Raw genomic sequence first — 20,556 nt, 5'->3', positions numbered from 1 at the left:
CATTCTCTCGGCGGCGGCGCTGGGGCCAATGAGTACGCGTACTCAAGCGATCCGGGCGTTGAGCACCAGTTATCGGCGCTGAGCCAGCGGTCACACCCTTTCTGTTCGGCGTCGTCGGCCTTGCTCAGGGGCTCGAGCATCCGGTTCGCGGCTGACCGGAGGCGAGAGCGATGGTCTGGAAGTGCTGGGGCAACAGCTCGTCATCATCCGCGGGTGACATTTACCCGTCCCCGGTACGCACCCGACGGGAGATCGGGTCCGAACCATCCGTACCGCTGCACCGTGGGTCACCACTGGGCCGAGAGGGTTAGGCCGCCGGATGGACCAGAAGTCGGAGCGGATGTGGGGCAGTCCATCCACTGCGGGCGAGCTCGGATCGGCCGGCTCCCCGGGGGGGCTCGGTGACGCTTGTCGGGGTTGACGTTTCAGCCGGCCTGACGCCCCGTTCTTCACGGACGCCGGGCGTGCGGCCCCCGCCCTCACCGAGGCGGTCACCCGCAACGTCAACGCGGCGGAGCCAGTGCCGGACGAGACCTGGAACGACGCCGTGGCGCACGACGACGCGCAACAACTCAGCGCGCTGCTCCACGCGATCGCCCCCGGTGGGTGTCCGGAACCCCCTGGAAGCGGCGACGCGGCTGGTCGCGGGCTCCTCGGCGCCTGACTGACCAGGCACCGGTTCCCATGGGCCGGGCCCAGGCCGGGGTCACTCCGCCCAACGGAAACGTCGTCGAGGCAGTGGGGCGCGACGGTGAGGGGACCGCGGCCGCGGCGCGTGCGTCTCAGGGCGTCCGGGAGGTGAGTTCCCTCGCGGCCTCGGTGAGGTCCTTGGCCGTGTCGATCGCCCGCCAGTACGCCCCCTGCGGCAGCGGGAACCCGGCCAGCGAGCGCTCCCGCGCCAGCCGGGGGAAGGTGGTCCGCTCATGGTCGCCTCGGTCGGGCAGCAGATCCGCGAAGGCCGCCGAGAACACGTACACACCGGCGTTGATCAGATACGGCGACGGCGGCGACTCGATGAAGTCGAGGACATGACCGAACTCGTCCGTCTCCACGGCACCCCACGGAATGCGGGGGCGGGCCAGGGCGAGCGTGGCGGTGGCGTCGCGCTCCGCGTGGAACTCGGCCATCTCGCGCAGCGAGAAACGGGTCCAGATGTCGCCGTTCGTCGCGTACCACGGCTCGTCCGGGTGCGGGAGGCTCTTGGCGGCGTGCTTCAGGCCGCCGCCGCGGCCCAGCGGCTCCGTCTCGACCACGGTCGTGACGCGCAGCGGCAGCACGGCGGAGTCGAGCCACTCCTGCAGCACTTCGGCGAGATGCCCGCACGAGACGACGACGTCCGTCACGCCCTCGGCGGCGAGCCAGGAAAGCTGATGGCCGATGATCGGGGTCCCCGTTCCGGGGATCTCGACCATCGGCTTGGGGCGGTCGTCGGTGTACGGGCGCAGCCGGGAGCCCTGGCCGCCCGCCAGGACCACGGCCTGGGTCGGATGGGTCTGCATACGGGCACGATATGCGGTGCCCCTCTCGCGGGTCGTCCGGCCCCGTCCCGCCGGCCGCTGCCGGCCGGCCGGGACGTCAGCTGCCCTGCGCCTGCTGCGAGACGCCGGCGGCGAAGGACGTGTCGCACACGGGGCGGGAGAACGACTGGGCGCGCGTGGGCCCGTAGCGGGCGACGGCGGCACGGCCCAGGTCGCGGGCGATCGTCATGCAGTGCCGCGCCAGTGACGGACGGCCCTCGACCGCGCGCTGGAGGTTCGTGAGCGCGACGCCCGGATCCTTCTGCTGCAGGTCCGTGAGGAGCTTCTCGCGGAGGACGTCGTGCGGGGCTCGGGACGTGGCGCGGACCGACACGTTCTCCGAGGACGCGGTGAGCATCTGGGACTCGGTGCTGCGGTTCGCCCACGGGACGCTGGTGACCGCCAGGGTTCCGGAGAGCACCAGGACGACGGGCAGGACGAGGGCGAGAGTACGGCCGATACGGCGGGCTGCTGTCTGGGTCACGGAGGCGAGCGTAGCGGCCGGTAGTGACATGGAGACATTTAGTCACTCCCGCGAGGGATGGTTCGAGGGAATTATTCGAATCGCAGGTTGACGCCGGTGTGTGAATTGCCCGGTTTGGCGGGGTATTTGGAGGCACATGGCAGCGGCCCCCTCGCGGAAGGCGAGGGGGCCGCTGCCATGTGGCGTCGTACGTCGGGCGCTCAGTCGCTGAGGCGCTCGCCCGTCGACGTCGAGAAGACGTGCGTCTCGCCCGGCCGCGGCACGACGTGCAGCTCCGCGCCCTTGTCCGGCACGGACCGGCCGTTGACCCGGACCACCAGGTCCTTCTTCTCGCCGCCGACCTCGGCGGTGCCGTACACGTAGCCGTCCGCGCCGAGCTCCTCGACGACGTTCACGGTCACGGCGAGGCCCGCCGGCGCGTCCTCGCTGTCCTTGGACAGCGACTGGGCGGCGCCGCCGTTCAGCTCCACCACGTCGAAGTGCTCGGGGCGCACGCCGACCGTGACGGTGCGGTCGCCGCGGGCCGCGGCCGCCGACAGCGCCTCGCGGCTCACCGGGACGACGCTGTTGCCGAACTTCACACCGCCGTCGGTGATCGGCACCTCGACCAGGTTCATGGCGGGGGAGCCGATGAAGCCGGCGACGAAGAGGTTCGCCGGGCGGTCGTACATGTTCCGCGGCGAGTCGACCTGCTGCAGCAGACCGTCCTTGAGCACGGCGACCCGGTCGCCCATCGTCATGGCCTCGACCTGGTCGTGCGTGACGTACACGGTGGTGATGCCGAGGCGGCGCTGGAGGCTCGCGATCTGCGTACGGGTCGAGACGCGGAGCTTGGCGTCGAGGTTCGACAGCGGCTCGTCCATGAGGAACACCTGCGGCTCGCGCACGATGGCCCGACCCATCGCCACACGCTGCCGCTGACCGCCGGAGAGCGCCTTCGGCTTGCGGTCGAGGTACTCGGTCAGGTCGAGGATCTTCGCGGCCTCCTCGACCTTCTGCCGGATGGTGGCCTTGTTGACGCCGGCGATCTTGAGCGCGAAGCCCATGTTGTCCGCGACGGTCATGTGCGGGTAGAGCGCGTAGTTCTGGAACACCATGGCGATGTCCCGGTCCTTCGGCGGGAGGTGGGTGACGTCGCGGTCACCGATGCGGATCGCTCCGCCGTTGACGTCCTCGAGCCCGGCGAGCATGCGCAGCGAGGTGGACTTGCCGCAGCCGGAGGGGCCGACGAGGACGAGGAACTCGCCGTCCTCGATCTCGATGTCGAGGCCGTCGACCGCGGGCTTGGTGGAGCCCGGGTAGATCCGGGTTGCCTTGTCGAACGTGACAGTGGCCATGGTGATGTGTCCCTTCACCGGCAGGAACGTGCCGGACGATCCGAGTAAAGGAAGGATGGGTCTAGTCCACCGAAGTGAACTTCGGGTGACGGTACCTTGCGGGAGCCGTTCTGTCAGCAGTTCCGGGGGCCGGAATTCCCGGCGGGGGCGCGCGCTGATCCGGTTACACTCGTGCGCAGTGCCTCCTTAGCTCAGCTGGCCAGAGCAACGCACTTGTAATGCGTAGGTCGTCGGTTCGAATCCGACAGGGGGCTCGATGCGATGGCCCCGCCCTTCCCGAGGCGGGGCCATCCTCGTCCGCACGCCGTGTCGTCCCGTCGTCCGACTCCGGGTTGAAGGTGCTGTGTTCCCTCTGACCGTGCGAAGAACCTTTGCCCTCCTGGCTCTGACCGGTGCCGTCGTCGGCACCGGATTTTTTGTGCCCACCGCGGCTCAGGCCGCGGGCTGCGCCAGTCCCCGGCTGGCGAGCGTCACCGCCCCCGCGACCCCGGTCGTCGGGGGGACCGCCGCGGTGGTCCGTGCCGACCTCACCTGCGCACCGAGGGCCGACGTCACGCTCGCGGTGTCGTCCGGCGGCTCGGTGGCCGCTCCCCCCAGGACCGTGCGGGTCAAGGCCGGACGGATCGGCGTCGCCTTCTCCGTACCGACGAAGCCGGTCGCCCGGCTCACCGCCGTTCTGATCAACGCCCAACTCGGCGGCGGACTCGTCCGGAGCGGCACGCTGCGGCTGCTGCCCCCGTGCCCCGCCCCGCAGGCGGCCGCGGTCAGCCTTTCGTCGGCCACCGCCCACAGCGGGGACCGGCTGACCGGCACGGTCCGGCTGAGCTGCGCGCCGACGGGCGGGCCGGCGACCGTCAGACTGAGTGCGGCTCCGGCCTCCGCGTTGACCGTGCCCGCGACGGTCCAGGTGCCCCTCGGCAGCAAGGAGGCGGCCTTCACCGTGGACGCCGCGGCCGTGTCCGGCCGCACCCAGGCCGTGCTCACGGCCGCCGTCGGCGGCCGTGCCGCGAGTGGGTCCCTCCGGGTCGACCCCGGGCTGAAGAACTTCGGCGGGACCACCTGGGCCGTGGGCGGCCGAGGGCTGGGCGTCTGGACCAATCTGACGGGGAGCGCCCCCGAGGGCGGTACGACCGTGGCGCTCAGCAGTTCCAGCTCGCTGGTGAAGGTGCCGGCGACCACGAGCGTGCCGAGCGGTGGACTGGGGAGCACCTTCAGCGTCGACACGCTGCCGGTGCAGAAGGAGACCCCGGTCACGCTCACTGCGAAGATCGGGACGGTCAGCAGGTCGTTCACGGCGGTTCTGGCGCCGGAGCCGTTCGACCCCGGATCCTGGGATCTCGCCGGGCCGTACGCGCTTCTGGTCGGCACCAGTCACGAGTACACCGTGACGATCGCCAACCCGGCGCCGGCCGGCGGACTCCGGGTGTCCCTCACGGACGAGAACGGGGTGCCGTGGGTGCATCTGCCGGGTGAGGTCGTCATTCCCGCGGGCTCCACGTCGGCGACCTTCGCGGTGGACGTCGACGAGGACGCCCCGACCGGCTGGTACGACGGTCCGTCGATCACCGCGTCGATCTTCGACGCGGCGCAGCGGACCGTCCAACCCGCGATCATCCCCCGGGTGGAGAGCGTGACCGGGCTGCCGGAGACGGTCGAGGGAGGCACTTCGTTCGAGGTGACCGTCAACTTCACCTCGGGCAGCGAACGGGGACTCTCGGTGAACGTCGTCTCGGACGACGCGGCCGTGCGTGTCCCGGCCGCCGATGAGTGGGGCAACGTCGGCAGCTCCGGCGAGACGTCCGTCCTCACCTTCACCGTGACGACGGAGCCGGTGGCGGTCGACACTCCGGTGAAGCTGCGGTTGTCCTACCCCGGGCGGGATCTGACGATTCCGCTGCTGGTGACGGCGCCGGGAGCCTGATCCGTACGCCTGATCCCGCGATCGTGAACGGCCCGTTGCGCACCTGCCACGGGCCGTTCGCCGTCCGGACGGGCCGGACGCGTTCAGTGGCGGCCGGAGATCCGGTTCGCCAGCGTGGCGATGCGTGCCGTCTCCGCCGTGTGGTGGGTGAGTTCGTGGCGGTCGGCGCGGCGGTAGGCGGCGTAGAGGGCGCGGACGCCGAGCCAGCGGAAGGGCTCGGGTTCCCATGTGCGGACCTTGTGGCCGACCCAGGGGAGCGCGGTGAGTTCGGTCGGGCCGGCCTGGCCGGAGTCCTGCTGGATGAGGTCCCGGAGGGTGCGTGCGGCGAGGTTGGCGGTGGCCACGCCGGAGCCGACGTAGCCGCCCGCCCAGCCGAGACCGGAGGAGCGGTCCAGGGTGACCGTGGCGCACCAGTCGCGGGGCACGCCGAGGACGCCGGACCAGGCGTGGGTGATCTCCGTGCCGGTGAGCTGGGGAAAGAACCGGACGAGGACCGCCCGGAGGGCGTCGACCGTGGCCGCCTGGGTGCTGCCGTCGTTGTCCGTGCGGGAGCCGAAGCGGTACGGGACGCCGCGGCCGCCGAGCGCGATGCGGTCGTCGGCGGTGCGCTGGGCGTACATGTAGGCGTGGGCCATGTCGCCGAGGGTCTCGCGGCCGGACCAGCCGATCTCCTCCCAGACCTCCTCCGGGAGCGGCGCGGTGGCGATCATGGAGGAGTTCATGGGCAGCCAGGTCCGGCGCTGGCCGGCCAGGGAGGCGGTGAAGCCCTCGGTGCAGCGCAGGACGTAGGGCGCGCGGACGGTGCCGTACGGAGTGACCGCGTGCTTGGGCCTGATCTCCGTGACGGGGGTGGACTCGTGGACGGTGACGCCGAGTGCCTCGACCGCGGTTGCGAGTCCTTTGAGCAGCCTGACGGGGTGCAGACGGGCGCCGTGCGGGGTCCAGCTGGAGCCGACCGCTCCGGCGACGCGGACGCGCTCGGCGGTCTCCCGCGCGCCGTACAGTTCGCGGTCCTTCTCGCCGAAGGAGACCTCGGTGGCGTGGAACGCCTTGAGGCGGGCGAGCTGGGCGGGCGTGTAGGCGACCTCGAGGACGCCGCCCTGGTGGACACCGGCGTCGATGCCCTCCTCCGCGGCGGTGCGGACCACTTCGTCGACGGTGTCGTTCATGGCCTGCTGGAGGCGTACGGCGGCGTCGTGGCCGTGGAGACGGGCGTAGCGGTCGCGGCCCGCGATGCCGTTGTACAGCCAGCCGCCGTTGCGTCCGGAGGCGCCGTAGCCGCAGAACCTGGCCTCGAGCACGGTGATGTTGAGGAAGGGGACGGCCTTCTTGAGGTAGTACGCCGTCCACAGCCCTGTGTATCCGCCGCCGACGATGCACACGTCGGCGGTCGAGTCGCCCGGCAGGGGTTCGCGCGGCGCGGGTATGCCGTCGTCCGTGTACCAGAAGGAGATGCCGCCGTTGATCGTGCTCGTCATGGGGCTGTTCGTACACCGGTGGCTGTCGGACTGTCCAGGTGGGCCGGGGCGGGCGGTCCTACGATCCACGCGTGATCGAGATTCCCGGCGAACTGGTCGAGTCGCAGCTCCGGTACAACGGCGAGGCGGGTCGGGCGTTCGTCGCGGCGCTGCCGCGTCTGGCGGAGGAGTTCACGCAGCGGTGGGGGCTGGTGGTCACCGGGCGTCCGATGAACGGGGTGGCGTCGCTGGTGCTGCCGGTCGCGCGCGTGGCGGACGGCTCGCGCGCGGCGCTGAAGATGCAACTGGCTGACGAGGAGACGGTCGGTGAGCCGCTGGGCCTGCGGATCTGGGCGGGGGCCGGGGCGGTACGGCTGCTGGAACACGACGCGGCGACGGGGACGATGCTCCTGGAATGGCTCGGCGTCCCCGGGGACGGGGGTCGGAGCGGGGGCGGGGAGCGGCGTCATCTGTCGGACGTGGCGGACGAGGCGGAGGCGGTCGAGGTGCTGGCGGATCTGCTGGCGCGGCTGACGGCCGTGCCCGCGCCCGCCGGGGGACTGCGGCGGCTCGGGGACATCGCGGCGGGGATGCTGGAGCGGCTGCCGGGGGTGCTGGCGGGCCTGGCGGACGAGGAGGACCGCCGGCTGCTGAGGGACTGCGCGGCCGCGGTGCGCGAGGTGATGGCCGAGCCCGGGGACCGGCTGCTGCACTGGGACCTGCACTACGACAACGTGCTGGCCGCCGAGCGGGAGCCGTGGCTCGCGATCGACCCGAAGCCGCTGGCCGGCGATCCGGGGTTCGACCTCATGCCCGCCCTCGACAACCGGTTCGACGCCGGCACGACGCTCCGCCGCTTCGACCTGCTGACCGAGCGGCTGGGCCTCGACCGGGAGCGGGCACGGGCGTGGACGCTGGGGAGGGTGCTGCAGAACGGGCTGTGGGACGTCGAGGACGGGGGAACGCGCCTGCGGTCCGAGCAGGTGTCGATCGCCCGGATCCTGCGGGGGCGGTGAACGGGTGAGCGGGGTGAACCGACGCGGGGAACGAGGCCGGTGAAGCGGGGCGGTGGCCTGCTTGCGGGGAACGGGGCCGGTGAACCGACGCGGGGAACGGGGTGTTGGACCGGGGCGGTGGCCTGCTTGCGGGGAACGGGGCGGTGAACCGGGGCCGTGAACGGGGTGTTGGACCGGGGCGGTGGCCTGCTTGCGGGGAACGGGGCGGTGAACCGGGGCCGTGAACGCGCGGCGGCGCGGTCGGCCCCGGCCGGTCACGGGATCAGGACGACCTTGCCGATCGTGCCGCGCGTCTCCATCGCGCGATGGGCGGCCGCCGCCTCGGCGAGCGGGAAGCGGTGGACGGCGGGCCGCAGCCGGCCCGCCGCGGCCTCGGCCAGGGAGCGGGTCTCGAGGGCGCGCAGACCTCCGGCCTTCTCGAGCATGGCGGGGCCGAGGACCGACTCGGACGTGATGCCCCGTTCGGAGAGCTCCTCGTCGGTGAAGGTGAGGGCGGATCCGTCGCGGATGCCCTGGCTGGACCAGCCGAACACGATGTGCCGGCCGCCCTTGCCGAGCAGGTCCACGGCGGCGCGGCCGGTGTCACCGCCGACCGAGTCGTAGACGACGGTGGCGGCCCTTTCGCCCAGGTACGCGCGGACCTCGGCTGGCCAGTCGGGGAGCGTGTAGTCGACGGCGAGATCGGCGCCGTTGGCGGTGACGCGGGCGACCTTCGCGGGGCCGCCGGCGAGGCCGACGACCGTGGCGCCCGCGTTCTTGGCGTACTGGACGAGGAGGGTGCCGATGCCCCCGGCCGCTGCGGGGACGACCACGACGGAGTCGGGGCCGAGGTCGGTGTACTGGAGGATGCCGAGGGCGGTACGACCGGTCCCGATCATGGCGACGGCCTCCGCCTCGTCCAGCCCGTCGGCGATCTCGTGGAGCCGGTCGGCCCCGGTGACGGCGAGCTCCGCGTAGCCGCCGGGCGCCAGGCCGAGGTGCGCGACGACGCGCTTGCCGAGCCAGCTCTCGTCCGTGCCCTCGCCGACGCGGTCGACCGTCCCGGCGACCTCGCGGCCGGGGACGGTGGGCAGGGCGGCGGGCCCGGGGAACGGCCCCGGCAGACCTTCGCGCAGGGCGGCGTCGAGAAGGTGGACGCCGGCCGCGGCGACGGCGATCCGGACCTGGCCGGGTCCGGGCTCGGGGTCGTCGACGGTCTCGTGGGTGAGGTGGTCGGCCGGGCCGAAGGCATGGAGACGTACGGCGCGCATGAGGGCTCCCCCTGCTGAGTGCGGGTGCGGGTGCCCGGGCGCCGGGGCGGCACGGGACCTGAGGTGTTCCGCGTTCCGCACCGGGCGCCGTGGGGCGTTGGCGGGTCCACTCTTCAACCTCAAGCAAGGTTGAGGTCAAGCCTCGTGGGGCGGACCCTCGTTCAGGCGGGGTTGAGGTCGAGCCGGGCCGTACGCACCGCGAGGGTCGCCGCCTCCAGGGCGCTGGTGAACGACACCTCCGAGAGCAGCCCCGGGGCCGCGACCTGGTCGCCCGCGAGGAAGACGCCGTCGCCCCGGTCGATACGGGGGCGGTCGCGCCAGGTCGTACCGGGGCGGTCGACCGCCCCCGTACGGCCCGCCGCGACCGAGTCGCGCCACCACGTGGTGCGTTCACGCCGGCCCGGGAAGCCCAGGTCGAGGAGGTGCTCCGCGCGGGCGACGCCGTCGGCCCGGGTCTCGTCGGGGGCGAGGGGGAACTGGGCCTGGACGAGCTGCTCCCCGGCCGGAGCGAGGGACGGGTCCTGGGCGGTGAAGCGTTCGAGCCAGCCGGGGGCGTCGAGATCGGAGATCACGAAGGGGTCGCCCCTGCGCGTGCGCAGTGCCAGGTCGACGAGGGCCGTACGGCCGCTCTCCCAGCGCAGGCTGTCGTCGCCGAGGAGCCGCCGGGCGGCGTCGAGTGAGGTGGCGACGATGACCGGGCCGTCCTCGGGAAGCGTGTCGACGCGGGAGCCGGTCTCGATCCGGACGCCCAAGTTCCAGGCGTGGCCGATCATCCGCTCGATCAGACTGCCCCAGCCGCCACGCGGACAGCGGGCCTCGGGCCGGAGCGCCGCCGCGCGGCGCAGCCGCTGGTGGACGAAGGCCGCGGAGAGCGAACCCGGGTCGTGGTGGAAGAGCGCGACCGCGGTGAAGTTGGCCGCCGCGCGTGCGCCCTCCTCGCCGACGAGCCCCGCGGCCCAGGACAGGAAGTCGCTGTCCACGGGGGCTTCGCCGGGGCCGTGGCGCAGGAGGCGCAGCATCGCGGCGGGCGGCACGCGCCGGAGTCGGCCGCCACGGTGGACCCGCAGCCGGACGGCTTCGTGCGCGGGGAGCGGGGCGAGCGGGCCGATGAGGTCGCGCTGGGCCAGCCAGGTCCAGTGCGGGCCGCCGTCGTAGAGGGCGTGGGGGCCTTCGTTGGTGCGGTACGGGCCTTCCGCCGTGCGGGCCCGGCCGCCCGGCGTGCGATGGGACTCGTGGAGGGTGACGCGGGCGCCGGACTCCGTGGCCGCGATGGCCGCGGTGAGTCCGGCGAGTCCGGCGCCGATGACGGTGATGCGGGGCTTGGTGGCCACGATCTGCTCCGTTTCGTCGTCTTCCCCCTGGGGACGGGCGCCGGCGGCGGCTTTGTGACATCGGGAGCCCGGCACTGTCAGTGGTGTGCGTCACCATGGGCCATGGCGCGGAGGAGCGGGAAGACACGGGTGGCGGCGGCGCGGCGGCCGGAGGTGCGGCTTCCGCCCCTGCGTCCGTTCGAGGGCGGCGGGCTCGAACCGGACGGCGACTACGACGGGATGGAGCTGGCCGGGCTGGATCTGTCGGGCGGGGACGGAGCGGGTGCGCGGTTCCTTGACTGCGCGCTGCGGGACTGTGTGCTGGACGAGACCTCGCTGGTGAACGCGCGGTTCATCGACTCGGTCCTGACGGGTGTGCGCGGAGTCGGCACGGATCTCGCCGGCGCCTCCCTGCGGGACGCGGAGGTCGTGGACGCGCGGCTGGGCGGTGTGCAGCTGCACGGTGGTGCCCTGGAGCGCGTCGTGGTGCACGGTGGGAAGATCGACTACCTGAACCTGCGCAACGCCCGGCTGAAGGACGTGGTGTTCGAGGGCTGCGTGCTGTCCGAGCCGGACTTCGGGGCAGCGCAGCTGGAGCGGGTGGAGTTCCGTGACTGCGCGCTGCGCGGGGCGGACTTCAGCGGAGCGCGGATGCGGGACGTCGATCTGCGGCAGGTGACCGCACTCGACCTCGCCCGGGGCGTGGAGGGGCTGTCGGGAGCGGTGATCAGTACGGCCCAACTGCTCGACCTGGCGCCGGCGTTCGCGGCGCAGGCGGGGGTGCGCGTCGAGGATTGAGTGCGGAGGGATCGCAGGGCGGGCGTCGGGGCGCCTGGGCGAGAGGGGGAGCCCGGTGCCTCAGGGCAGACGGGGGAAGCGGGCCTGGAGGTCCCAGACGACGGGGTTGTCGGCGAGCCCCTCGTGCATGTCGGTGAGGTCGGCGACGAGGTCGTGCAGGAAGTCCCGTGCCTCGCGGCGCAGTTCGCCGTGGTTGAAGGTGAGCGGTGCCTCGTCGCCGGGCATCCAGTCGGCCTCGACGTCCACCCAGCCGAAGCGGCGCTCGAAGAGCATGCGGTCGGCCGACTCGGTGAAGTCGATCTCCGCGTACTGCGGCTGCGCGGCCCGGCTGCCCTTGGGGTCCCGGTCCAGCCGCTCCACGATGTCGCACAGTGCCCACGCGAAGTCGAGCACCGGCACCCATCCCCAGGCCGTGGACACCTCACGGTCGGCCTTGGTGTCGGCGAGGTAGACGTCGCCGCAGAAGAGGTCGTGGCGCAGGGCGTGGACGTCCGCGGTCCGGTAGTCGGTCTGCGGAGGGTCCGGGAAGCGCCGGGAGAGGGAGTAGCCGATGTCGAGCACGCTCCGATGGTGTCACGGCGAAGCGGCTCGTTCGCACGCTCGGGTGATCGCCGACGGATTCCGGCGAGAGTCGCCCTGTGGTGCCACCTCAGGCAACGTTCGCCCCGCCGCGACGCCCGGCACGGCGACGCGCGGCGTTGCCGAGTCAACCGAGTGGCCCCGACGCCTCCCGCCGACGGCGAGCACGAAGGGCGGTGCTGTGCACACGGCCTTCCGGGACGACTACCGGAGCCAGGCGACGTACAGGCTCTCCGGGGTCGTCCCGCTCCCCGCCCCACTCGCCTTCGACCTCGGCACCGGCAGGTTCTCAGGGCGCGGCGGCGCAGGGGTCGTCGTCCGCGCACCGCGGGGCGCTCATGGCAGCAGTCGCTGCTCCTTCGCCACCGCCACCGCGCCCGCACGGGTGTCGACGCCCAACTTGGCGTAGATGCGCCCGAGATGGGTCTTCACCGTGGCCTCGCTGATGAACAGCGCCCGGGCGATCTCGCGGTTGCCCAGCCCCCGGGCGAGCTGGCCCAGGATGTCGCGTTCCCGTGCGGTCAGCGCAGGTCGGGCGGTGCCGCGCATGTGGTCCATCACCCGGGTCGCGACCGGGGCCGACAGGGCGGTGCGGCCCTGGGCCGCGGAACGGATCGCGGCGAAGAGCTCCTCCGGACGTTCGGCCTTCAGCAGATAGCCGGTCGCTCCGGCCTCGATGGCCCGGGTGACGTCCGCGTCCGTGTCGTACGTCGTCAGCACCAGGACGCGCACGCCGCCGCCGGGCAGCGCGGTGACACGGCGGGTCGCCTCCACGCCGTCGATGCCCGGGCCCAGCTGCAGGTCCATCAGCACCACGTCGGGCATCAGTTTCGCCGCCATGGCGACCGCCTCCTCGCCGCTGCCCGCCTCGCCGACGACCTCGATGCCGGGCTCGCTGCCGAGGAGTGCGAGCAGCCCGGCCCGTACGACGGCGTGGTCGTCGCAGAGCAGGATCCGTACGGTCATGACGACTCCGGGGGCTTCGGGTTCGGCGGGTTCTTCGGGGTCCCCTGGTGCTTCGGGGGCCCCGGGTTTCCCGTGCTCCCCGGCTTCTTCGGGCTCCTGGCGTCCCCCCGGGGCTCCAACGGGATGGCGGCCGAGAGCACCGTGCCCTCCCCGGGCGCGGACTCGACGGTCAGCGTGCCGCCGAGCTGACGCGCCCGTGCCCGCATCGCCGGCAGGCCGTGTCCGCGGTCGCGCGGGGGCGCGCCCGTCGGCTCGAAGCCCCGGCCGTCGTCCGCGATGTCGAGGACGACCTGGTCGCCGAGGTACGTGAGGGTCAGCGCGGCGGAGCCCGCCTCGGCGTGCTCACGGACGTTGGCCAGGGCTCCCTGGGCGATGCGCAGCAGCGCCGACTGGACCCGGTCGGGCAGCGGGACCGCCGCGCCGTCCACCCGGAAGTCCGCGGACTCCCGCTCGGCGAGCGTCCGCAGGGCCCGTTCCAGTCCGCCGCCCTCCGCGAGATCGACCGGCGCGAGGTCGTGGACGAAGCGTCGGGCCTCGGCGAGGCTGCGCTCCGCGATGGACTCGGCGGTACGGACGTGGCGCCGCGCGGCCGCCGGGTCCCCGTCCCAGACGCGGTCGGCGGCCTGCAGCAGCATCTGCTGGCTGGACAGCTGCTGGGCGAGGGTGTCGTGGATCTCCATGGACAGCCGCTGGCGCTCGGCGAGCGTGCCCTCGCGGCGCTCGGTCGCGGCCAGTTCGCGCCGGGTCCTGAGCAGATCGTCGATCAGCGCCCGCTGCCGCGCGGAGAGACGTTCCGCGTGGACGTAGACCGCGGTCGCGATGGCGGCGACCGCAGGCGGTGCGATCAACAGGTTCGGGTCGAAGCCGCCGTGCGCGAGCTTGAGCTGCGCGGCCACGACGAAGGCGGTGAGCAGGCCGACCAGTACCAGGGCGGCGCGCGGCGGGAGGGTGCGCAGGCCGGTGTAGAAGAGGGGCACCGCGCACCAGGCGAAGCTCGGCGCGAGCACGACGAGGACCATCCAGACGGCGACGACGGTGCCGAGCCAGGCGAGACGGCGGGGTGCGGCCCGGGGGCCGAGGACCGGGCCGAGGACGTACAGCCCCGCGAGCGCCGCCGAGAGACCGATCACCCACGGGGAGCGGTCCTCCCAGGGATGCCGCAGCAGATAGCGCACCAGTGAGGCACCGAGCAGCAGGAAGAAAGCGGCGTGCATGACCCGTGCGAGCCATCGGGCGTCCGGGTCCGGGTCCGGGGGCCGGAGCGCGCCGGGGGTCTGGTCCACCGTCCATCACTCCTCGCCGACCTGCACGGATGCCCCCATCGTGACCCGGCGGAGCCAGGTGCGCATCAGCCGATCGGCTGACCCGACCGTCGTCCGCCGGGTCGGCCGGAGGCATCCGCTTCGCCGACCGTCCGGGTCCGTCCCCGGCCGGAGGATCGATGGCGGGGCGACGAGCGTCGCCCCGGCCCCACACCACCGGTTGCCCCGGCCGGTCGGCCCGCCCTGCCGGACGGCCGCCGTCGGGAAACCCGGTAGCCCGGACGCGTGCGTGCCTGCTCGTGCGCCCGGACGCAGGGTGTCCGGCCCGATGTCCGTCCCGCCCCTCGAGGAGTTGTCCCATGAAGAAGTTCTCGCTGCGTGCCCGCGTCCTGACCGGTGCCCTCGCCGCCGCCGCGCTCGGCGCCGGTACCTTCGGCGCGGTCTCCGCGAACGCCTCCGCCCCGGCCGTGGCCGCCCCCGCCGCAGTGAAGGCCGATGCCGCGAACCGCAATCTGCAGCAGACCACGCATCTGACCGTCGCGGCGGCCACCAGGGCGGCCCGGGCCGTGCTGGAGGCCGCCCAGGAGGACAACCAGCGGGTCACCGTGGCCGTGGTCGACCGCAACGGCAACACGATCGTCGTCCTTCGCGGCGACGGGGCAGGCCCGCAGTCGTACGAGTCCGCGCAGCGCAAGGCGTTCACCGCGGTCTCCTGGAACGCGCCCACCTCCGAGTTGGCCGAGCGGCTCCGGCAGGCGCCGAACCTGAAGGACATCCCCGGCACGCTGTTCCTCGGCGGTGGCGCACCGGTCCGGTCGGAGGGCGCCCCGATCGCGGGCATCGGCGTCGCGGGTGCCCCGAGCGGTGACCTCGACGAGACGTTCGCCCGGGCCGGCGTCGCCGCCCTCGCCGGGTAGCCCGCGGGGCGGGCGGCCGGCGTCGCCGCCTCGGGCCGGGTGGCTCCCGCCCCGCCCTCGCCGGGCGCTTCCGGTGGGCGGAGGGCCGTCGCGCCGCGGGTGCGGATGTCACACCCACCGCCCGACGGAGTCGGACATTCCGCACATAGGATCGCCGTGTGGACCAGCGACCGCTCCTCCGTGCCCTGGCGCCCGTCGCCGCCCTCCTCGTGCTCGCGGCCTCGGCCTGCACGGGGAGCGGCGACGGCGCCGATGCCGCCGGCAGACCCGGGGCCGCGGGGCTGCGGGATCCGTACTTCCCCGGGCAGGGCAACGGCGGGTACGACGTACGGCACTACGGCCTCGCCCTGGACTACGACCCGAAGCCGAACCGGCTCAGCGGCACGGCGACCGTCACCGCTCGCGCCACCCAGGACCTCAGCTCCTTCAACCTCGACCTGCACGGACTGGCCGTCGACGGCGTGACCGTGAACGGAGCCCCGGCCGAGGCCACGCGCGCGGGCGACGAGCTCGCTGTCCGCCCGCGCGAGGCCGTCGCCGACGGCAGCACCTTCACGACCGTCGTCCGGTACTCCGGCAGCCCGAAGACCGTGAAGGACCCGGACGGCTCCGAGGAAGGCTGGCTGCGGACCGAGGACGGGGCCGTCGCGCTCGGCGAGCCGCAGGGCTCGATGGCCTGGTTCCCCGGCAACCACCACCCCAGCGACAAGGCCGCCTACGACATCACCGTGACGGTGCCCAAGGGGCTCACCGCAGTCTCCAACGGGGAGCTCAGGTCCCAGCGGCCCGTGGCCGGCGGCAGCAGGACCGCGTTCGCCTGGCACTCGGCCGAGCCGATGGCGAGCTATCTGGCGACCGTCGGCGTCGGCGAGTACGACGTGAAGACCTCACGCCCCGCGCGGGGCGTGCCGGAGTTCACTGCCGTGGACAGGACCGTCGCCGCGCAGAGCGAGAAGGTGCGGGCCCGCCTGCCCGAGGTGCTGGACTGGGCGCAGGAGAACTTCGGCCCGTACCCCTTCTCGTCCACCGGGGCGATCGTCGAGCGCGCGGACGACGTGAACTACGCGCTGGAGACCCAGACCCGGCCCGTGTACCCGGCCGGGGCGTTCAACGAGGAGTTCCTCGTCCACGAGATGGCCCACCAGTGGTACGGCAACTCGGTCTCGCCGAAGGCGTGGAAGGACGTGTGGCTGAACGAGGCCTTCGCGACCTACGCGGAGTGGCTGTACGACGAGGACTTCAACGACGTCCCGGCGCAGAAGCGCTTCGAGAAGGAGTTCGAGGACGACGGCAACTGGGCCTTCCCGCCCGCCGAACCGCCGACGGACGACCTCCTGGGAGCGCCGGTGTACGGGCGCGGCGCGATGGTCCTCCACAAGATCCGGCAGACCGTGGGCGACGACGCGTTCTTCGCCCTGCTGAAGGGCTGGCCGCAGGAGCACCGCCACGGCAACGCGTCCACCGAGGACTTCATCGCCTATGTGGAGGAGAAGACCGGCGAGGACCTCACGGAGCTCTGGGACGTGTGGTTGTACGGGGACGGCAGGCCCTCGAAGCCGTAGCGCCCGAGGGCCCGTCGCGTTCCGTGGCCGTTTTGGCCGTACAGCCCCGTGGGCCGATGGCCGTGGCCCCGTGGCCGACGGCCGTTTCCGCGGCCTGGGTGCCGAAGGTCCCGGCCGGGACGGCGACCGGAACCTTCGGGGCGCGTGTGCGCGTGTGTCAGACGTTGACGCCGAAGTCCTGGGCGATGCCGACCAGGCCCGAGGCGTAACCCTGGCCGACCGCACGGAACTTCCACTCCGCGCCGTTGCGGTACAGCTCGCCGAAGACCATGGCGGTCTCGGTGGCGGCGTCCTCGCTCAGGTCGTAGCGGGCGATCTCCGCGCCGCCCGCCTGGTTCACGATGCGGATGTAGGCGTTGCGCACCTGACCGAAGTTCTGGCTGCGGTTCTCGGCGTCGTAGATGGAGACCGGGAAGACGATCTTCTCGACGTCCGCGGCGAGCCCGGCCAGGTTGACGTTGATCTGCTCGTCGTCGCCGCCGCCCTCGCCGGTGCGGTTGTCACCGGTGTGGACGATGGACTGGTCCGGCGTCGACTTGTTGTTGAAGAAGACGAAGTGGCCGTCGGAGACGACCTTGCCGCCGTTGTTCACCGCGATGGCGGAGGCGTCGAGGTCGAAGTCGGTGCCGGTGGTGGTGCGGACGTCCCAGCCGAGGCCCACCGTGACGGCGGTCAGGCCCGGTGCCTCCTTGGTGAGCGAGACGTTGCCGCCCTTGGACAGGCTTACAGCCATGGGGAGGTCCCTTTCCTGGTCGGGTGCAGTGCGATCGGGCTTCGTGCTTCCCGAAGCTACCGTCACCGTCCTTAACGCGGACCGAGTGCCACCAGGTTCCCCGCCGACCGGGAAAAGAACGTGACGCGGGTCGGCCATGGACGCGACCATGGGACGTATGTCCGGGCCCTATCTCATCCGCGGCTCGGTCTCCCTGCCGGAGGCCGAGCTCATGTGGCGTTTCTCGCGGTCGTCGGGTCCCGGCGGCCAGCACGTCAACACGAGCGACTCCCAGGTGGAGCTCCGCTACGACCTCGCCGCGACGGAGGCGCTGCCGGCCGTGTGGAAGGAGCGGGCGCTGGAGCGGCTGGCGTCCCGGCTGAACGACGGCGTGATCAGTGTCCGGTCGTCCGAGCACCGCTCGCAGTGGCGCAACCGGGAGGCGGCGGCGGTCCGTCTGGCGGCACTCCTCGCGGAGGCCACCGCTCCGCCCCCGCGGCCGCGCCGGGCCACGAAGATCCCCCGCGGCATCAACGAACGCCGTCTGCGGGAGAAGAAGCGCCGGGGGGAGACCAAGCGCGGCCGCAGCGCCCGCGACTGGTGACCCGGGGGACCGTGGGCCCGGTCGCCCGGAGAGCTCGGGGTGCTCGGGTGCCGCGCCCGAACCCGTTCGTCGTCCCGTGCCCGGGCCGGCGCCCCGTCGCCCGTCAGCCCAAGTGCCGGTAGCGCCCCCGGAAGTAGGTCAGGGGGCCGCCCTCCGTGCTGGGCAGGCCCGCCTTCAGCACACGGCCGATCACGAGGGTGTGGTCGCCCGCCTCGACGCGCTGCTCGGTGCGGCACTCGAGGACCGCCAGCGCCCCGCCCATCAGGGGCGCGCCGCACACCTCCCCGCGGGTGTACGCGATGTCCTCGAACAGGAGCCGGTCGCTGATGCGTCCCTTCATCGAGAACCGGCCGGCGATGTGCCGCTGGCTCTCGGAGAGCACCGACGCGCCCCATGTGGGCTGTTCGGCCAGCAGGTCGTCCATGCGTGAGCCGTTGCGCAGGCTCACGAGCACCAGCGGCGGGTCGAGGGACACCGACATGAACGACGTCGCCGTCATGCCGACGTCGTCCCCGCGCGGCCCGTCCTCCGCCAAGGGCGGCTCGTGCGCCGTGATCAGCACCACTCCGGCGGCCAGCCGGGACATGGCGGCACGGAACTCGTCGTCGCTCACCCCCTCAGCATGGAGGACGGTCGTGGTACTCGGGGTGGGGCTCGTCTGTGGCACGGCCGAACGCTAACCTCGTCCCCCGCTCCGCCACATCGGGCCAGAGGACCAGCCGGGTCCTAGGACTCCGGGCCGGGGCGCCCGCTCCGGTGACCGACGGCCGGACATCTGCCCGTATGCCGGTCCGGTTCCTTCGTGGTTCCTGTCCGGCTCCCGTCGCATCCTGCTCGGACCCTGTCGGAATTTGCGTTCAAGAAGGGCGGAACGCCCCTGCCGCGCACGCGATCCCCATCATCATCTGTTGTGACTTGAGTCACAGAGTCCAGTATTTGTTGACCCTGTGTACCGGGTGGACAGCTCGCTGTGATTCAGTGGCGGGGACACTGCACCAAATGGGTGCACCAGTGGAGTCGATGAGGAACCTGGAGTCAGCTGTTCGAGGTCTCGGGGAGAGCGAGCGATGGAGACCGAGTCGGAGCCGTACGTCCGTCTTGCGACCCTGAGGCAGCTGCATCAGGTCGTGGCGAACCTCAACACGGCCCGCAGCCTGGCGGACACGCTGCAGACCGTCGCCGACGGCATCGTGGCCGGGCTGGGGTACGAGCTGGCATGCGTCAATCTCGTACGCCCTGACGGGGATCTCGTCGTCGCCGCCTTCGCCGGGAACACCGCGGCGGAAGCCCTGATCACCGGGCGTGTCGGCTCCCGGACCTCCTGGGAGCGCCGGCTCGGCATGGGCGAGGCGTGGGGCGAGCTGCGCTTCATACCGCACACCGAGGGCTGGGTGCTGCTGGAGGACGACGTTCCGCAGTGGTACACGGAAGGCCCCGAGCCGCGCTTCGAGGGCGAGTGGCACCCCCAGGACCGGCTCTACGCGCCGATGTACGCCTCGGGCGGCGGACGCGAGCTGCTCGGTGTCATCTCCGTCGACAAGCCCCGCAACGGGCGCCGCCCGGGCGCCTGGGGCCAGGAAGCGCTCCAGATGTACGCCTCACAGTCGGCGATTGCGATCAGCAACGCCCGGCTCCGAGCAAACATGCAGCGCGCTCTGGTCCGCCTGGAGCGCGAGCAGCAGGCCCTGCGCGCCAGCGAGGAGTCGTTCCGGCAGGCGTTCGAGTACGCGCCGAGCGGCATGGCCATCGCGGAGATGGGCGGCGACCAGCACGGCCGGCTGCTCCGCACCAACGACGCCCTCTGCCGGCTGCTCGGCCGCCCCGCGTCGGCGATGCGTCGGTACTCCTTCGCCGATCTCGTCCACCCCGAGGACATCGGCACCCTGCTGCGGACCTCCGCCGAGGGCGGACGCGCCGAACTGCGCCTCGGCCGTCGCGACGGCACGTACGTCTGGGTCTCGCTGCGCAACTCCGTCGTCGCCGACACCGCCGACGGCCCCCGCTTCCTTCTCACGCACGTCGAGGACATCGAGGAGCGCAAGCGGCACGAACTCCACCTCGCACACCGGGCCAGCCACGACGCACTGACCGGACTGCCCAACAACGCCGAGCTGCGCGCCCGGCTCAGCGCCCGGCTGTGCGAGCGCCCCCAGGGGGCGCGGCAGGAGGCCGGCCGGACCCTGGACGTGCCGGACTACCCCTACGGCGACTACGCGGACGGCGGCTACGGCGAGAACGGCTACGCGGGTGGATACGACGACGGGGACGCCGAAAGCGGCTTTCGCGCCGACGGATTCGACTTCGACGGGCCCGGAATCCCGTACGACCATCATGTGCATGCCGTCGCGCCCGCCATGGACGGAGGGGTCGACGACGGGACGAAGGGCCTCGCCGTGCTCTTCTGCGACCTGGACGGCTTCAAGTCGATCAACGACCGCTTCGGGCACAACACCGGCGACGCCGTCCTCATCGAGGTCGCCCGCCGGCTCACCACCGGTGTGCGGGACGGGGACACCGTCGCCCGGCTCGGAGGTGACGAATTCGTCGTCCTCGCCGACGGCCTCGGCGCCGCGGACGCCGCCGACCTGGCCGTTCGCCTCCGGAACGCGATCATTCCGCCCATCCGGGTGGACGGACGGGCGGTCCGGGTCGGGGCGAGCTTCGGGATCGGCTGGGCGGTCTGCGGAATGTCCGTCGAAGAGGTGCTCCAGTCCGCCGACCAGCGGATGTACATCGAGAAGCGCTCCCGGGCCAAGGTCCACAGACGCGCCGGATAGGGGTCCGCGCACGCGCCGGACCACGGAAGCGGGGGAACCGGTCGGGTCCCTGGAGCCGTCCTTGGAGTAGCTCAGACGGGGTAGGCT

Annotated in this window: 18 protein-coding genes and 1 tRNA gene; 8 read left to right on the top strand and 11 right to left on the bottom strand. The window is 72.6% G+C overall.

All coding sequences use genetic code 11. The annotated features are described in order from the left end of the window. Window positions 1–782: 782 nt before the first annotated feature. From QRN89_RS16025 to QRN89_RS16015, 3 genes are all read right to left on the bottom strand, one after another. Window positions 783–1,499, bottom strand: a complete 717-nt coding sequence (locus tag QRN89_RS16025; protein ID WP_290350101.1) for a nucleotidyltransferase family protein — start codon at window positions 1,497–1,499, stop codon at window positions 783–785. 76 nt (window positions 1,500–1,575) lie between these two features. Continuing rightward, entirely contained in the window at window positions 1,576–2,001 is a 426-nt protein-coding gene (locus QRN89_RS16020) for a hypothetical protein (RefSeq protein ID WP_290350100.1), read from the bottom strand. A 200-nt stretch (window positions 2,002–2,201) separates the two neighbouring features. After that, window positions 2,202–3,338: an ABC transporter ATP-binding protein gene (locus tag QRN89_RS16015; protein ID WP_290350099.1), complete on the bottom strand. Its 1,137-nt coding sequence runs from the start codon at window positions 3,336–3,338 to the stop codon at window positions 2,202–2,204. A gap of 180 nt (window positions 3,339–3,518) precedes the next feature. On the opposite strand from QRN89_RS16015, the gene QRN89_RS16010 reads away from it, so the two are divergent. Both QRN89_RS16010 and QRN89_RS16005 read left to right on the top strand, forming a co-directional pair. Then, window positions 3,519–3,592, top strand: a tRNA-Thr gene (locus QRN89_RS16010). Between the two features lie 104 nt (window positions 3,593–3,696). Next, window positions 3,697–5,259 carry a hypothetical protein gene (locus QRN89_RS16005; RefSeq protein WP_290350098.1) on the top strand — a complete coding sequence of 521 codons (1,563 nt, stop codon included), beginning with the start codon at window positions 3,697–3,699 and terminating at the stop codon, window positions 5,257–5,259. An 83-nt stretch (window positions 5,260–5,342) separates the two neighbouring features. On the opposite strand, the gene QRN89_RS16000 is transcribed toward QRN89_RS16005, so the two are convergent. Then, window positions 5,343–6,737 carry an NAD(P)/FAD-dependent oxidoreductase gene (locus QRN89_RS16000; protein ID WP_290350097.1) on the bottom strand — a complete coding sequence of 465 codons (1,395 nt, stop codon included), beginning with the start codon at window positions 6,735–6,737 and terminating at the stop codon, window positions 5,343–5,345. Between the two features lie 38 nt (window positions 6,738–6,775). On the opposite strand from QRN89_RS16000, the gene QRN89_RS15995 reads away from it, so the two are divergent. After that, entirely contained in the window at window positions 6,776–7,732 is a 957-nt protein-coding gene (locus QRN89_RS15995; protein WP_392854426.1) for an aminoglycoside phosphotransferase family protein, read from the top strand. A 254-nt stretch (window positions 7,733–7,986) separates the two neighbouring features. On the opposite strand, the gene QRN89_RS15990 is transcribed toward QRN89_RS15995, so the two are convergent. Further along, window positions 7,987–8,982 carry a zinc-binding dehydrogenase gene (locus tag QRN89_RS15990; protein ID WP_290350095.1) on the bottom strand — a complete coding sequence of 332 codons (996 nt, stop codon included), beginning with the start codon at window positions 8,980–8,982 and terminating at the stop codon, window positions 7,987–7,989. A gap of 161 nt (window positions 8,983–9,143) precedes the next feature. Further along, complete coding sequence (locus QRN89_RS15985) at window positions 9,144–10,316, bottom strand: NAD(P)-binding protein (RefSeq protein WP_390701576.1); 1,173 nt, start codon at window positions 10,314–10,316, stop codon at window positions 9,144–9,146. Between the two features lie 99 nt (window positions 10,317–10,415). On the opposite strand from QRN89_RS15985, the gene QRN89_RS15980 reads away from it, so the two are divergent. Next, complete coding sequence (locus QRN89_RS15980; RefSeq protein ID WP_290350093.1) at window positions 10,416–11,090, top strand: pentapeptide repeat-containing protein; 675 nt, start codon at window positions 10,416–10,418, stop codon at window positions 11,088–11,090. A gap of 60 nt (window positions 11,091–11,150) precedes the next feature. Here QRN89_RS15980 and QRN89_RS15975 read toward each other — a convergent pair whose 3' ends face one another. The 3 genes from QRN89_RS15975 to QRN89_RS15965 form a co-directional block, all read right to left on the bottom strand. Further along, the gene (locus QRN89_RS15975) at window positions 11,151–11,651 is read right to left on the bottom strand and encodes a hypothetical protein (RefSeq protein WP_290350092.1); all 501 of its coding nucleotides are present in this window, start codon (window positions 11,649–11,651) and stop codon (window positions 11,151–11,153) included. A 354-nt stretch (window positions 11,652–12,005) separates the two neighbouring features. Further along, window positions 12,006–12,635: a response regulator gene (locus QRN89_RS15970; protein ID WP_290350091.1), complete on the bottom strand. Its 630-nt coding sequence runs from the start codon at window positions 12,633–12,635 to the stop codon at window positions 12,006–12,008. Then, window positions 12,632–13,849, bottom strand: a complete 1,218-nt coding sequence (locus QRN89_RS15965; RefSeq protein WP_290353731.1) for a sensor histidine kinase — start codon at window positions 13,847–13,849, stop codon at window positions 12,632–12,634. The genes QRN89_RS15970 and QRN89_RS15965 overlap by 4 nt, the downstream gene beginning before the upstream one ends. A gap of 407 nt (window positions 13,850–14,256) precedes the next feature. On the opposite strand from QRN89_RS15965, the gene QRN89_RS15960 reads away from it, so the two are divergent. Together QRN89_RS15960 and QRN89_RS15955 are read left to right on the top strand one after the other, a co-directional pair. After that, window positions 14,257–14,814 (top strand): GlcG/HbpS family heme-binding protein, encoded by a 558-nt coding sequence (locus tag QRN89_RS15960; protein ID WP_290350090.1) that lies wholly within the window; start codon window positions 14,257–14,259, stop codon window positions 14,812–14,814. A gap of 158 nt (window positions 14,815–14,972) precedes the next feature. Further along, on the top strand, window positions 14,973–16,376 hold the full coding sequence (locus QRN89_RS15955) for a M1 family metallopeptidase (RefSeq protein WP_290350089.1): 1,404 nt from the start codon (window positions 14,973–14,975) through the stop codon (window positions 16,374–16,376). Between the two features lie 157 nt (window positions 16,377–16,533). On the opposite strand, the gene QRN89_RS15950 is transcribed toward QRN89_RS15955, so the two are convergent. After that, entirely contained in the window at window positions 16,534–17,109 is a 576-nt protein-coding gene (locus QRN89_RS15950) for a TerD family protein (RefSeq protein WP_290350088.1), read from the bottom strand. Between the two features lie 148 nt (window positions 17,110–17,257). Between QRN89_RS15950 and arfB the strand changes: the two genes are divergently transcribed. Next, window positions 17,258–17,692 carry an alternative ribosome rescue aminoacyl-tRNA hydrolase ArfB gene (gene arfB, locus QRN89_RS15945; protein ID WP_290350087.1) on the top strand — a complete coding sequence of 145 codons (435 nt, stop codon included), beginning with the start codon at window positions 17,258–17,260 and terminating at the stop codon, window positions 17,690–17,692. Window positions 17,693–17,795: 103 nt separating this feature from the next. On the opposite strand, the gene QRN89_RS15940 is transcribed toward arfB, so the two are convergent. Beyond that, a complete protein-coding gene (locus tag QRN89_RS15940; protein ID WP_290350086.1) occupies window positions 17,796–18,305 on the bottom strand; it encodes a flavin reductase family protein in 510 nt (169 codons plus the stop codon). Between the two features lie 454 nt (window positions 18,306–18,759). Between QRN89_RS15940 and cdgB the strand changes: the two genes are divergently transcribed. After that, window positions 18,760–20,469 (top strand): diguanylate cyclase CdgB, encoded by a 1,710-nt coding sequence (gene cdgB, locus QRN89_RS15935; RefSeq protein ID WP_290350085.1) that lies wholly within the window; start codon window positions 18,760–18,762, stop codon window positions 20,467–20,469. The last annotated feature ends 87 nt before the right edge of the window (window positions 20,470–20,556 follow it).

It is taken from the genome of Streptomyces sp. HUAS CB01 (assembly GCF_030406905.1).
Lineage (GTDB): Bacteria > Actinomycetota > Actinomycetes > Streptomycetales > Streptomycetaceae > Streptomyces > Streptomyces chengbuensis.
Note: the sequence above shows the minus strand (reverse complement) of the source record. Positions and strands in the feature narration are given on the sequence as shown.

What these genes read in the sequence shown, in the direction of transcription:
- QRN89_RS16025 (WP_290350101.1), bottom strand. Translation starts at nt 1,499, where the DNA reads ATGCAGACCCATCCGACCCAGGCCGTGGTCCTGGCGGGCGGCCAGGGC.
- QRN89_RS16015 (WP_290350099.1), bottom strand. Translation starts at nt 3,338, where the DNA reads ATGGCCACTGTCACGTTCGACAAGGCAACCCGGATCTACCCGGGCTCC.
- QRN89_RS16000 (WP_290350097.1), bottom strand. Translation starts at nt 6,737, where the DNA reads ATGACGAGCACGATCAACGGCGGCATCTCCTTCTGGTACACGGACGAC.
- QRN89_RS15990 (WP_290350095.1), bottom strand. Translation starts at nt 8,982, where the DNA reads ATGCGCGCCGTACGTCTCCATGCCTTCGGCCCGGCCGACCACCTCACC.
- QRN89_RS15980 (WP_290350093.1), top strand. Translation starts at nt 10,416, where the DNA reads ATGGCGCGGAGGAGCGGGAAGACACGGGTGGCGGCGGCGCGGCGGCCG.
- QRN89_RS15970 (WP_290350091.1), bottom strand. Translation starts at nt 12,635, where the DNA reads ATGACCGTACGGATCCTGCTCTGCGACGACCACGCCGTCGTACGGGCC.
- QRN89_RS15965 (WP_290353731.1), bottom strand. Translation starts at nt 13,849, where the DNA reads ATGCACGCCGCTTTCTTCCTGCTGCTCGGTGCCTCACTGGTGCGCTAT.
- QRN89_RS15960 (WP_290350090.1), top strand. Translation starts at nt 14,257, where the DNA reads ATGAAGAAGTTCTCGCTGCGTGCCCGCGTCCTGACCGGTGCCCTCGCC.
- QRN89_RS15950 (WP_290350088.1), bottom strand. Translation starts at nt 17,109, where the DNA reads ATGGCTGTAAGCCTGTCCAAGGGCGGCAACGTCTCGCTCACCAAGGAG.
- arfB (WP_290350087.1), top strand. Translation starts at nt 17,258, where the DNA reads ATGGGACGTATGTCCGGGCCCTATCTCATCCGCGGCTCGGTCTCCCTG.
- cdgB (WP_290350085.1), top strand. Translation starts at nt 18,760, where the DNA reads ATGGAGACCGAGTCGGAGCCGTACGTCCGTCTTGCGACCCTGAGGCAG.